At 73.0% G+C, this 11,979-nt stretch carries 10 protein-coding genes and 1 pseudogene; 6 read left to right on the top strand and 5 right to left on the bottom strand.

All coding sequences use genetic code 11. The annotated features are described in order from the left end of the window. The first annotated feature begins 80 nt into the window (after nt 1-80). Together ACIQPQ_RS07795 and ACIQPQ_RS07800 are read left to right on the top strand one after the other, a co-directional pair. Nucleotides 81-455 (top strand): F0F1 ATP synthase subunit epsilon, encoded by a 375-nt coding sequence (locus tag ACIQPQ_RS07795; protein ID WP_383778521.1) that lies wholly within the window; start codon nt 81-83, stop codon nt 453-455. Nucleotides 456-597: 142 nt separating this feature from the next. Then, nucleotides 598-1,044 (top strand): DUF2550 domain-containing protein, encoded by a 447-nt coding sequence (locus tag ACIQPQ_RS07800; protein ID WP_401301008.1) that lies wholly within the window; start codon nt 598-600, stop codon nt 1,042-1,044. Between the two features lie 124 nt (nt 1,045-1,168). Here ACIQPQ_RS07800 and ACIQPQ_RS07805 read toward each other — a convergent pair whose 3' ends face one another. From ACIQPQ_RS07805 to ACIQPQ_RS07815, 3 genes are all read right to left on the bottom strand, one after another. Then, nucleotides 1,169-2,989 (bottom strand): glycosyl hydrolase family 18 protein, encoded by a 1,821-nt coding sequence (locus tag ACIQPQ_RS07805; protein ID WP_401301010.1) that lies wholly within the window; start codon nt 2,987-2,989, stop codon nt 1,169-1,171. Nucleotides 2,990-3,135: 146 nt separating this feature from the next. Continuing rightward, complete coding sequence (locus tag ACIQPQ_RS07810) at nt 3,136-3,777, bottom strand: response regulator (RefSeq protein WP_401301013.1); 642 nt, start codon at nt 3,775-3,777, stop codon at nt 3,136-3,138. A 64-nt stretch (nt 3,778-3,841) separates the two neighbouring features. Then, nucleotides 3,842-5,047, bottom strand: a complete 1,206-nt coding sequence (locus tag ACIQPQ_RS07815) for a sensor histidine kinase (protein ID WP_401301016.1) — start codon at nt 5,045-5,047, stop codon at nt 3,842-3,844. Between the two features lie 161 nt (nt 5,048-5,208). On the opposite strand from ACIQPQ_RS07815, the pseudogene ACIQPQ_RS07820 reads away from it, so the two are divergent. Further along, nucleotides 5,209-5,751, top strand: a pseudogene (locus ACIQPQ_RS07820) (hypothetical protein); the annotation flags it as partial. A gap of 221 nt (nt 5,752-5,972) precedes the next feature. Here the strand turns inward: ACIQPQ_RS07820 and ACIQPQ_RS07825 are convergent. Next, nucleotides 5,973-6,545: a cob(I)yrinic acid a,c-diamide adenosyltransferase gene (locus ACIQPQ_RS07825; RefSeq protein ID WP_401301019.1), complete on the bottom strand. Its 573-nt coding sequence runs from the start codon at nt 6,543-6,545 to the stop codon at nt 5,973-5,975. A 459-nt stretch (nt 6,546-7,004) separates the two neighbouring features. On the opposite strand from ACIQPQ_RS07825, the gene ACIQPQ_RS07830 reads away from it, so the two are divergent. Together ACIQPQ_RS07830 and ACIQPQ_RS07835 are read left to right on the top strand one after the other, a co-directional pair. Further along, nucleotides 7,005-7,328, top strand: a complete 324-nt coding sequence (locus ACIQPQ_RS07830) for an STAS domain-containing protein (RefSeq protein ID WP_383782066.1) — start codon at nt 7,005-7,007, stop codon at nt 7,326-7,328. A 470-nt stretch (nt 7,329-7,798) separates the two neighbouring features. Further along, entirely contained in the window at nt 7,799-10,501 is a 2,703-nt protein-coding gene (locus tag ACIQPQ_RS07835) for an ATP-binding protein (RefSeq protein ID WP_401301022.1), read from the top strand. Between the two features lie 100 nt (nt 10,502-10,601). Here the strand turns inward: ACIQPQ_RS07835 and nucS are convergent, their stop codons facing one another. Next, nucleotides 10,602-11,273 (bottom strand): endonuclease NucS, encoded by a 672-nt coding sequence (gene nucS / locus ACIQPQ_RS07840; protein ID WP_383782062.1) that lies wholly within the window; start codon nt 11,271-11,273, stop codon nt 10,602-10,604. A 269-nt stretch (nt 11,274-11,542) separates the two neighbouring features. On the opposite strand from nucS, the gene ACIQPQ_RS07845 reads away from it, so the two are divergent. Next, entirely contained in the window at nt 11,543-11,935 is a 393-nt protein-coding gene (locus ACIQPQ_RS07845; protein WP_383782060.1) for an SCO5389 family protein, read from the top strand. The last annotated feature ends 44 nt before the right edge of the window (nt 11,936-11,979 follow it).

The raw sequence follows: 11,979 nt of genomic DNA on the forward strand, positions 1-11,979 counted from the left end.
GTCCCGCCCCCTCTGCCACGCCCACTAGACTTGTAACCAACACCCGGCGCGACCGCCGGGTGGTGACCCGAGGAGCCACCTTGGCTGCTGAGCTGCACGTCGCGTTGGTCGCGGCCGACCGAGAGGTCTGGTCCGGCGAGGCCACCCTGGTCGTCGCGCGCACCACGTCCGGCGACATCGGCGTCATGCCCGGTCACCAGCCGCTGCTCGGTGTGCTGGAGTCGGGCCCCGTGACGATCCGTACGAGCGAGGGAGGGACGGTCGTCGCCGCGGTGCACGGCGGTTTCATCTCGTTCGCGGACAACAAGCTGTCGCTGCTGGCCGAGATCGCCGAGCTGTCGGACGAGATCGACGTCCAGCGCGCGGAGCGCGAGCTGGAGCGTGCGAAGGCGGAGGGCGACGCCACCGCCGAGCGCCGCGCGGACGTACGACTGCGCGCCGCGGCGGCGAGCTGACCCAGCTCGCCGTGTGAGGACGTCACTCAGCCGCGGCCGGCACCGGAGCGATCCGGAGCCGGCCGCGGCTGTGGCAGATCTGGATGTTTTTTCCGTTCCGTTACCTATTTTCGGTACCTAGGAGACGAGGAGGTCGGTGTCGATGGTCCTCGCTCTGACTGTGTGCGGAATCGTCGTGGCCCTGGTGGTGCTGGGGCTGTTCGTGTTCGGCCTGCGGCGCAGACTCATCCAGCGCTCCGGCGGCACCTTCGACTGTTCGCTGCGCTGGGACGTCCCCGAGAAACCGGACACGAGCGGAAAAGGCTGGAGTTACGGCGTCGCCCGCTACACCGGCGACAAGATCGAGTGGTACCGCGTCTTCTCGTACGCCTACCGTCCGCGCCGCACTCTGGAGCGTGCCTCGATCGAGGTCGCCGGGCGGCGGCTGTCCGAGGGCGAGGAGGAACTGGCGCTGCTCTCCGACGCGGTGATCCTCGTCTGCGTCCATCGCGGCACCCGTCTCGAACTCGCCATGAGCGAAGACGCGCTGACCGGGTTTCTCGCGTGGCTGGAGGCAGCCCCGCCCGGACAGCGCGTGAATGTGGCGTAGCCACATTCACGCGCTGGGTGGGGGTCCCCCCGGACGAAGTCTGGGGGAGCGTCAACGTTGCTTGAGGGTGTTCGTTTGTGGGGGGTGGACGCTCCGGTGAACCGGAGCGTCCCTCAGGAGCCTGTCACAGGCTGCTGTTGATGGCGCTCACCAGTTCACCGTTGCTGGTGTCGCCGCTGAACTCCCAGAAGAACGCGCCGCCGAGGCCCTGGTTCTTGGCCCAGGACATCTTCCCGGCGATGGTGGCCGGGGTGTCGTAGGACCACCAGTTGTTGCCGCAGTAGGCGTACGCCGTGCCCGCGATGGTGCCGTTGGCCGGGCAGGAGTTCTTGAGGATCTTGTAGTCCTCGATGCCGGGCTCGTAGGTGCCCGGCGCCGCTCCGGTCGCCGTGCCGCCGGGGGCGGCCTGGGTGACGCCGGTCCAGCCGCGGCCGTAGAAGCCGATGCCGAGCAGGAGCTTGGCGGACGGCACGCCCTTCGCCTTGAGCTTGGCGATCGCGTCGGCGGAGTTGAAGCCCGCCTGCGGGATGCCGTTGTACGAGGTGAGCGGCGAGTGCGGCGCGGTCGGGCCCTGCGCGTTGAAGGCACCGAAGTAGTCGTACGTCATCACGTTGTACCAGTCGAGGTACGAGGAGGCGCCGCCGTAGTCGGCCGCGTCGATCTTGCCGCCGTTGGAGCCGTCGGCGGTGATGGCCGCGGTGACCAGGTAGTTGGAACCGAACGAGGTCCGCAGCGCCGACACCAGGTTCTTGAAGGCCGCCGGACCCGAGGTGTCACAGGTGAGACCGCAGGCGTTCGGGTACTCCCAGTCGATGTCGATGCCGTCGAAGACGTCGGCCCAGCGCGGGTCCTCGACCACGGCCTTGCAGGAGGCCGCGAACGCCGCCGGGTTGGCCGCGGCCTGCGCGAAGCCGCCCGAGTAGGTCCAGCCGCCGAAGGAGTACAGCACCTTGATGTGCGGGTACTTGGCCTTCAGCTGGCGGAGCTGGTTGAAGTTGCCGCGCAGCGGCTGGTCCCAGGTGTCGGCCTGGCCGCTGACGGACTGGTCGGCGGTGTACGCCTTGTCGTAGGCGGCGTAGGTGTCGTCGACGACGCACTGGCCGTTCTTGACGTTGCCGAACGCGTAGTTGATGTGGGTGATCTTCGACGCGGAGCCGGAGGTCACCAGGTTCTTCACGTGGTAGTTGCGGCCGTAGACGCCCCACTCGGTGAAGTAGCCCAGCTTGACCTTGTCCCCGGTGGGCGGGTCGGTCGTGCCGCCGGTGGTGCGGACCGCGACGGAACCGCTGACCGGGCCGGTCTGGTCGGCGGTGTCGCGCGCCTGGACCGTGTAGGAGTAGTTCGTCCCGGCGGTCAGACCGGTGTTGGTGTACGACGTGGTGGTCACGGTGGCGACCTTGGCGCCGTCGCGCAGCACGTCGTAGTTCTTGATGCCCTTGTCGTCGGTCGCCGCGCCCCACGAGAGCTTCACCGAGGTGTTGGTGATGTCGGAGGCGGTGGGGGTGCCCGGCGCGGAGGGGGCAGCGTCACCGGGCGGGTTCGACGTGCCGTCACAACTGCCGCCGTTGAGCTTGCAGTTGCTGGGGGAGCCGGTGCCGGAGCCGTTGAAGCCGAAGGAGACGGAGGCGCCGGGTGCCAGGCTGCCGTTCCAGGACTTGTTCTTGGCGGTCCAGTGGCTGCCGGAGGAGGTGACGTCGGCGTCCCAGGCGGAGGTGACCGACGTACCGCTCGGGAAGTCCCATTCGACGGTCCAGGAGCTGATGCTCGTGGTGCCGGTGTTCTTGACCGTCCACTTGCCCTCGAAGCCGGAGCCCCAGTCGGAGGCCTTGGCGTAGGTGGCGGTGGCGGATGTGGCGGCCTGGGCCGGGCTCGCGAGACCGACCATGCCGGCCAGCGGGAGCAACAGGGTCGCGAAACCTGCCGCGGCTCTGTGTCTGAAGCGCATGGTGCGCCTCCCTCTTGATAAGGGTGTCAGGGGCATGACTGAGCCTTCATGCCCACGGTGCCGCGAGAATAGAAAGGTCTGGACCACAGGTCAATAGGTCCAGACCACTTGACAGTCGGGGAGCGGGGTGAGTGGCGGGGCGAGCGTCAGATCCCCAACTCCTGCGCCAGCACCGCCGCTTGCACCCGGCTGCGGAGCCCCAGCTTGGCCAGCAGTCGGCTGACGTGCGTCTTCACCGTCGCCTCGGCCATGTCCAGGCACTCCGCGATCTCCGCGTTGGACCGGCCCTCCCCGAGGCAGGAGAGCACCTCCCGCTCCCGCCGGGTGAGCGGCTCCAGCACCGCCGGATCGGTGCCGGGCTCGCGCGGGGCGGTGGCCGCGAACTCCGCGATGAGCCGCCGGGTGACGGCCGGTGCCACGACGCCCTCGCCGCGCGCGACCGTACGGACCGCCGCGATGAGGTCGGCGGCCTCCGTGTTCTTCAGCAGGAACCCGGCCGCGCCCGCGCGCAGCGCGCCGAACACGTACGCGTCGAGGTCGAAGGTGGTCAGCACCAGCACCTCCGCGAGCCCCTCCCCGACCACCTGCCGGGTCGCCGCCACCCCGTCCAGCCGGGGCATCTGCACGTCCATCAGCACCAGGTCCGGCCGGAGTTCACGGGCCAGCTGCACCGCCCGCTCGCCGTCCGCGGCCTCCCCGACCACCTCCACGTCGGGAGCGCTGCGCAGGATCAGGACCAGACCGGCGCGGACGGCGGACTGGTCCTCGGCGACCAGGACGCGGATCATGCGGACTCCTCCGGGGACGGGGCGCGACGCGCGCCGGAACGGGCCAAGGGACCGGCGGTGGCGGTCACGGGGGCTCCGGCCCGTCGACGGGGAGCGCCGCACGGACCGTCCAGCGGTCGTCCTCGGGCCCCGCCGCGAAGGTGCCGCCCAGCAGCGCGGCCCGCTCCCGCATCCCGACCAGCCCCGCCCCCGAACCGGGCGCGCGCGGCCCGTCCCGGTGGCCGTACGGGCTGCTCACCCGCACGTCGAGCACCCCGTCCCGCCGGGCCAGGGTGACGGTGACCGGGCCGGGCGAGGCGTGCTTGAGCGCGTTGGTCAGGGACTCCTGGACGATGCGGTACGCGGCCAGCCCGACCGGGGTGGGCACCTCGGGGCCGCTTCCGTCGGCGTCCCCCGGCGCCGGTGGGCTCCCGGTGTCGAGAGTGACGTCGAGGCCGTTGGCGCGGGCGCCGTCCACCAGGGCGCCGAGCCCGTCGAGGGTCGGGGCGGCGGCCGGTTCGTGGTCCCCGCTGCCCTCGCGCAGGATGCCGATCAGCCGCCGCATCTCCGCCAGCCCCTGCACGCTGTTCTCCCGGATCACCGCCAGCGACTCCTTCGAGGTGCGCGGGTCGTCCAGGGAGAGCGCGGCCGTCGAGTGAATGGCGATCGCCGACAGGTGGTTGGCGACCATGTCGTGCAACTCCCGTGCCATCCGCGCCCGTTCGGCCACCACCGCCTGGCTGCGGTCCACCTCGGCGAGCAGCGCGGTCTGTTCGGCGCGCAGCCGGGCCGAGAGCGCCGCGTCCCGGTGGTTGCGCACGATCAGCCCCGTGGAGGCGGGCGCGAAGGCCACCACCCCCGTCAGCACCCCGATCAGCAGCGCCTCCGGCACCCGCCACAGCGCGTACGGCACCACGGTCGCCGCGACCGTCAGCAGTCCGGTGATCCGGGGGACGCGCCGGGCGGAGGCGGGCGGCCCGTACAGCACGCAGGCGTACAGCACGTCGGTGAACATGAGCAGCGTCACCAGGCTGCCGCGGGTCAGCGTGTCGAGGATCAGCGCGGCCGTCGCGACCAGCAGCGCCGTGCGCGGCGCCGTCCGGCGCAGCAGCTCGCAGCTCGCCGTGACGACCAGCGGCGGCAGCACCCACCAGCGGCCGTCGAGGAGCACCGTCGGCTCGCCCGCCGGACGCGTCGCCAGGCCGAGCCCCCACACCAGCAGGCCGCCGAGCAGCCCGGCGGCGGCCAGGACGACGTCGAAGCGGTGCGGGCGGGGGAACGGGCGGGCCATGACTCCATCCAACACGGCCCGGCGGGCCCGCGCCCGATGCCGGGGGACGGTCCCGACTGCATCGTTCGATGTACCGCGGCGCCCCGCGGTTTCCTCACCGGCGACGACGAGGTCGGCCGTCCGGCACGGAAGCCTGGAGGGGCGACCGAGAGGAGCGAACCGTGATCGTCGCGTTGATCGCCGTCTGTGAGATCGGCTTCTGGGTGCTGCTGGCCGCCGGGCTGGGCGCCCGCTACGTGCTGCGGATGCCCCGCACCGGCCTGGCGCTGCTGCTGTGCGAGCCGCTGCTGGAGGTCGTGCTGCTGGTGGTGACCGCGCTGGACCTGAAGAACGGCGCCGATCCGAGCTGGAAGCACGGCCTGGCCGCCGTCTACATCGGCTACACCGTCGGCCACGGGCACCGCACCATGCGGTGGCTCGACGGGCACGCAGCCCACCGGTTCGCCGGGGCGCCGAAGCCCGCCGGACCGCCCCGTCACGGCATGGCCCGCGCCCGCCACGAGGGCACGGTCTGGCTCGGCACGGTCGTCGCCGCCGCCGTCGCGACCGCGCTGCTCCAGCTGGCGATCTGGTACGTCGACGACCCCGCCCGCACCGGCTCCCTGGAGAGCTGGCGCTGGACCGCCTGGCGGGCCGCCGCCGTCCACGGCCTGGTGGCCCTGACGTACGTGATCTGGCCGAAGAAGGCGCCGGAGCGGGTACCGGGGCAGGCGCCCGAGCAGGAGCCGGGCCAGATGCCGGAGCAGGCGCTGGCGCAGACCCCGCGGACGGACCCCGGGACCGACCCCCGGACCGCCCCCCGGACCGACGCCGAGACGGGGCCCGGGACAGACCTCGGGCGCGGCAAGGGGAAGGCCCCGGCGGAGAAGCTCTAGGCGGCTGCCCCCGGAGCGCGCCCCGGCGTACCCCAGGCCCCCTCCCGCCCCTACCGCTCGCCCCCCGGCACCCACAGCACGTCCCCCGGACCCTTGTTGGCGGTGCGGGCCAGGATGAACAGGAGGTCCGAGAGACGGTTGAGGTAGGTGGCCGTCAGCGGGTTCATCACCTCGGCGTGCGCCTCCAGCGCGGCCCAGGTCGAGCGCTCCGCGCGCCGGACGACCGTGCACGCCTGGTGCAGCAGGGCCGCGCCCGGGGTGCCGCCGGGCAGGATGAACGACCGCAGCTTCTCCAGCTCCGCGTTGTAGAGGTCGCAGTCGGCCTCCAGCTTGTCGACGTAGAACTGCTCCACCCGCAGCGGCGGGTACTCCGGGTCCGCGACGACCGGCGTCGCCAGGTCCGCGCCCACGTCGAACAGGTCGTTCTGCACCCGCGTCAGGACCGCGACGATCCCCTCGTCCAGACCGCCCAGCGCGATCGCCGTCCCGATGACCGCGTTCGCCTCGTTCGCGTCCGCGTACGCCGTGATCCGCAGGTCGGTCTTGGCGACCCGGCTCATGTCACCGAGAGCGGTGGTGCCCTGGTCGCCGGTCCTCGTGTAGATGCGCGTCAGATTGACCATGCCGCCAATCTAGACCGTCCGCCGCGGCCCCCGTCGTGCCCTGCGTCACGCCCGCCCAGGCCGGGGCCAATCGCCCCGAATCCGGCAGGAATTGACGACGTGACCGGCATCTCACGCGCTGAGACGTGAAACGCGTTACTTCGCGGTCACACCGCGCCCCACGGCCGCTAGTGTCCGGCCAGAGGGCCATCCGGAGGAGCGTCCGTTTCCCCCGGTGCGCGTTCGCCGGTGCGCGCTGCGCCGGACGGCTGACGCCGGTGACATCGGACACCGGAACGGGCAGGGCTTCAGCGGGCACGGAAACCGCACAGGCCCCAGGGGCCTCACTCCTGCGGGTGAATTCGGTATCGGTTCGCTCACGGACGGCAACCTCCGGCAGCTTCACGCAGTCAGAGGTTGCACCACGGAACATCGCACCGCGGAGCAACCGGAGCACGGACGCACGCTTAGGGGAGCGCTATGCACATCAGGGGCGACCACGTCGAGCTGGCCGTCGGGGGCCGCCTCGACGTCCGCAGCGCCGCGGACGCCCGTACGGTCCTGCACTCGGCCGTCGACGACGGCGTCGGTGACCTGGTGCTCGACCTGTCGGAACTCGACTCGTGGGACGCCACCGGCCTCGGCGTCATCATGGGCGCCCACCGACGGGCCGGCCGCTGCGGGCGCCGCCTCGTACTGCGCGCCGTCCCGCCCCAGATGCAGCGCCTGCTCGTGGCCACCCGGCTGCACCGCATCCTCGCCATCGAGGGCGGCATCGGCGTGGAGTCCCTGCCCCGCGTCTGAGACGCGCCCCGCCGCAGCACCTCTGCCGCGGCTCCCCCGCCGCAGTGCCCCGCCGGACCGCCCGCGCTGACGCGACCTCACCCGGACCGCTCCCGCCGAGGCGACCGCACCACGGCCGACCCGCGTGTGAGGCACCTGTGCGGAAGCCGTGCGCGAGATGCGGGGGCGGACCGCGGCACCCCCCGGAGCAACGGCTTTCTGGCCGGGGACGGACGGGTTTGGGCCCCTCCCGAACACACCGGAGTCCCGCAATCCACATCGGACCGTGATGTCTCGGACCGACCGCCACCCCGGGCTGTCGTAGATACTGTCCGAAGGTTTACGGTTCGTCTGCCCGCCGCCCGCAGAGCCCTTCGCGCGGGCACCGGACCAGAAGCGACAGCGCGGTGTGCGGCGAGGCCGGCAGGGGCTTTCTCCTTCTCCACTTCTCCACTTCTCCACACGACGCTTTCTTTTGGGGGGCTGTACCCATGGACCCGACGACCCGAGGCCCCGAGGACCACGGCCACGACGACGGGGGCACCACCCGGCCGCGTGAGCTGGACGCCGCCGCCCCTCCCGCCCGCCCGCGCCCGGCCCGCGACCCCCTCACCCCCGACTACGCCCAGCACGCGTCCGCCCAGGCCCGGATCGTGCGGCTCTTCGCCGGGGAGTACGTCCTCACCGTCAACCCCGTCGACGGCAGCGAGATCGAACTCGGCCCGCCCCGCGACACCACGCCCCCCGCGACGGCCCGCCCCACCCGCCTCACCAAGGCGGCCCGCCCCGCCGACGCTCCGGACACCGCCGACCCGGCCGACGGGACCGACACCCGCCCCCGGCCGCCCGTCCGCCGCACCCCCGAGCAGCGCGCCGAGACCGACCGCGCCGCCCGGCCCCCGGTGCCCGCCGGTCCCGCGCTCCCCGCCCACTCCCTGCTGGGCCGCCAGGACGAGCGCGAACACCTCGTCCGGATGCTCGCCCGCGGCCGCTCCGTCTCCCTCACCGGCCCCTCCGGCTCCGGCCGCACCAGCCTCCTCGACCTGGTCGCCGACGACTGCGAGGACCTCGCCCCCGACGGCGTGGTCCGCCTCAGCGGCTACCGCCGCACCCCTGCCGACCTCCTCCAGGACCTCTTCCACACCGTCTACGACGCCCCCCGCCACCGCCCCGGCGACGAGGAACTGCGCGCCCTCGTCCGCGAGATCGGCGCGGTCGTCGTCGTCGACGACCTGGAGTCCGGCGGCGCCGACCTCGACGTGCTCCTGGAGGCCACCCCCGAGTGCGCCTTCCTGTTCGCCGTTGCCCCCGACACCCCGCCGCCCTCGCCCGACGCGGCCGTCGAGGCCGTCCACCTCAGCGGCCTCGACCGCGCGAACGGCGTCGAGGTCATCGAGCGGACCGTCGGCCGCGTCCTCACCGAGGAGGAGTCCAACTGGGCCGGTGACCTCTGGTTCGAGTCCGAGGGCCTGCCGCTGCGCTTCGTCCAGGCCGGCGCCCTCCTCCGCCAGCGCGACCGGCTGCGGGCCAGCGCCCGCGCCGTCGACGAACTCGGCGTCTTCGAGGACGCCCGCCCCTTCACCGCCTCGTCCGTCACCTCCGCCGCCCCGGTCGCCCCCGGCGACGAGCCCGCCGACGAGGCGGAGGAGATACCCCTGCCCTCCCTCGGCGAGGCCGCCGCGCCCGCCGCGCTGCTCGCCGCCCGGCTCAGCCCCTCCGCCCGCGCCACCCTCCGCTTCGCCGTCGCCCTCGGCGGCGAGACCCCCCACCAGGCGCACCTGCCCGCCCTGACCGGCGACACCCACGCCGACGCCGCCCTCGGCGAACTCGTCGCCTGCGGCCTCGTCTCCCCGGTCGGTTCCCGCTACCGCCTCGCCACCGGCATCCGCGCCCAGCTGGAGACCGCCGGATACGCCGACGACCTCACCGGACGCGCCCGGACCGCCGCCCAGCACTACGCCTGGTGGACCGGCCACCCCTCCGTCACCCCGGAGCAGGTCTGCGCCGAGGCCGACGCCGTCCTTGCCGTCCTCGCGGTCACCGGCCCGGCCACCGAACCCCCCGCCGACGGTGAACAGGCCCCCGCCGTGGAGCTGGCCCGCACCGCCGCGCCCGCCCTCGCCGCCGGACTGCGCTGGACCGCCTGGGAACAGGCCCTGTACGAGGGCGCCGAGGCCGCCCGGCTCGCCGGACAGAGCGCCGACCGCGCCTACTTCCACCACGAACTCGGCGTCCTCGCCCTGTGCGCCGGACAGCTCGACCGGGCCCGCTCCGAACTGGAGGCCTCGCTCGCGCTGCGCGACTCCCTCACCGACAAGCGGGGCGGTACGACGGGCCGACGCGCCCTCGCCCTGGTCGCGGACCGCTCCGGCGAGATACCCGGCCTGGTGTCGGTGCCCGTCCCCGGCGACGAGGACACCCTCGCCGCCCGGCCCGAGGACCCCGCCCCCGCGCGCTCCGCCACCCCGGTCCGCTTCCCGGCGCTGGCCGCCGAACCCGCCCTGGTCAGCACCCGTACCGGCGCCGTCGTCCCCCCGCCGCAGCCGGGACAGCGGCGGCGCGGTGTGCGCGGCCTGGTCCGGCGCAACCTCGTCGCCTCCGCGGCGGGCGCCCTCCTGGTCGCCGTGCTCGGCACGGTCGTGACCCTCGGGGCGACCTCCAACAACGACGCGAACGTCCCCTCCGACGGTGTCAACGTCAACCCGACCGCGGGCGCGGGCGAGGACGACGGCGGCCTCGGCACCGACCCCTCGGGCGACGACAGCGGCGACCCGGGCGAGACGGGCGGCGCGGTCAGCAGGCCCACCGACCCCGGCCCGGACGGCACCATGGGCACCTCCGACGACCCGACGCCCAGCGAGTCCGCCCGCCCCTCCGACGACCCGAGCGGCACGAAGGAGCCCGGCAAGGGCAGTTCCTCGCCGAAGCCGTCGAAGTCGACCCGCCCGAGCAGCAGCCCGCCGAAGCCGTCGACGTCCTCGACCCCACCGCCGACGCCGACCGAGTCCGAGGAGCCGTCGGAGACCCCCACCGAGACGCCCACGGACACCCCGACCGGCAGCCCGGAGACCTCCGTCACCGCCAGCGACACGGCGACGGCGTCCGCCACGGCGACGTCGGACAGCACCGACGCCGCGACCCCCGAGGACCCGCACACCTCCGCCCCCGCGGACGGCACCGGCACTTTCATCTGAGCCCGGCGCACCGACCCGGCCCCGGGCCGGGCACACGTGAGGGGCCCGGCATCGCGCCGGGCCCCTCGTGTGTCCCGGACCGACGGGTCCCGGACGGTCCTCAGAACAGCCGCAGCTTGTCGTCCTCGATGCCGCGCAGCGCGTTGTAGTCCAGGACCTGGCAGCCGATGCCGCGGTCCGTGGCCAGGACGCGGGCCTGGGGCTTGATCTCCTGGGCGGCGAACACACCGCGCACCGGAGCGAGATGCGGGTCGCGGTTGAGGAGTTCGAGGTAGCGGGTGAGCTGCTCGACACCGTCGATCTCGCCGCGCCGCTTGATCTCGACCGCGACCGTGGCACCCTCGGCGTCCCGGCAGAGGATGTCGACCGGGCCGATGGCCGTCATGTATTCGCGGCGGATGAGGGTGTAGCCCTCGCCGAGCGTCTCGATGCGGTCCGCGAGGAGTTCCTGGAGGTGCGCTTCCACGCCGTCCTTGATCAGCCCCGGGTCCACGCCCAGTTCGTGCGAGGAGTCGTGCAGGATCTCCTCCATCGTGATGATCAACTTTTCGCCCGCTTTGTTGACGACGGTCCAGACGCCTTCCTCCTCGCCCGTGCCCTCCTTCAACGTGCAGGGCGGGGACATCCAGTTGAGGGGCTTGTAGGCCCGGTCGTCCGCGTGGACGGAGACGCTCCCGTCCGCCTTCACCAGGATCAGACGGGGTGCGGAGGGGAGATGGGCGGTGAGCCGGCCCGCGTAGTCGACGGAGCATCGGGCGATGACGAGACGCATGGTCGGCAACGCTATCCGACGCCCCACGCGCCACGCGATTCGCCCTGGAAAACCCAGGTTCGCCAGTGGCCGATAGTGCGCCCAACCACCGCTCCCTTTGTGCCCGTTCTCCTGGTGCGGGCAGGGGCGGTTGCCTACCGTAGAGAACGGGAGGTCGCGATGCGTGTACTCAGCGTGCCCGGTGTCCGCCGTGCTCGCCGTGCCCGCGGGTCGGTCTCCCTTTCCCTGTCCGGCAACCCCCGCGCCCCGGGGGTGCGAGAGGAGTACCCATGTCGCTCGACGTCTCACCGGCCCTACTCGAACAGGCCGAGCGAGGCGAGGTCGACGAAGCAGAATTCGTCGACTGCGTCCGGACCTCCCTGCCCTACGCATGGGAGATGATCAGCTCCCTGGTGGCCCAGCTGAAGGTCGACGGCGGTCAGTTCGCCGACAACCAGACGCCGCCGCCGGACGAGCAGGCACGCGGGCAGCTGCTGCGCGCGCTCGCCAGTGACGCGATACGCGGCGCGCTCCAGCGGCACTTCGGCGTCCGGCTGGCGTTCCAGAACTGCCACCGGGTCGCGGTGTTCCCGCTGGACACCACGGTCGACGCGTCGCTGGCCCGCTTCACGTCGGTGCGCAGCCAGGTGCTGAACCAGTCGCCGGAGTTCCGGGACTGCTGAGGACGTCGCTTGCCGCTCCCGGCCCGGGAGCCGTGACATCGCGG

The sequence above is a fragment of the Streptomyces sp. NPDC091281 genome (assembly GCF_044757425.1).
Taxonomy (GTDB): Bacteria; Actinomycetota; Actinomycetes; order Streptomycetales; family Streptomycetaceae; genus Streptomyces.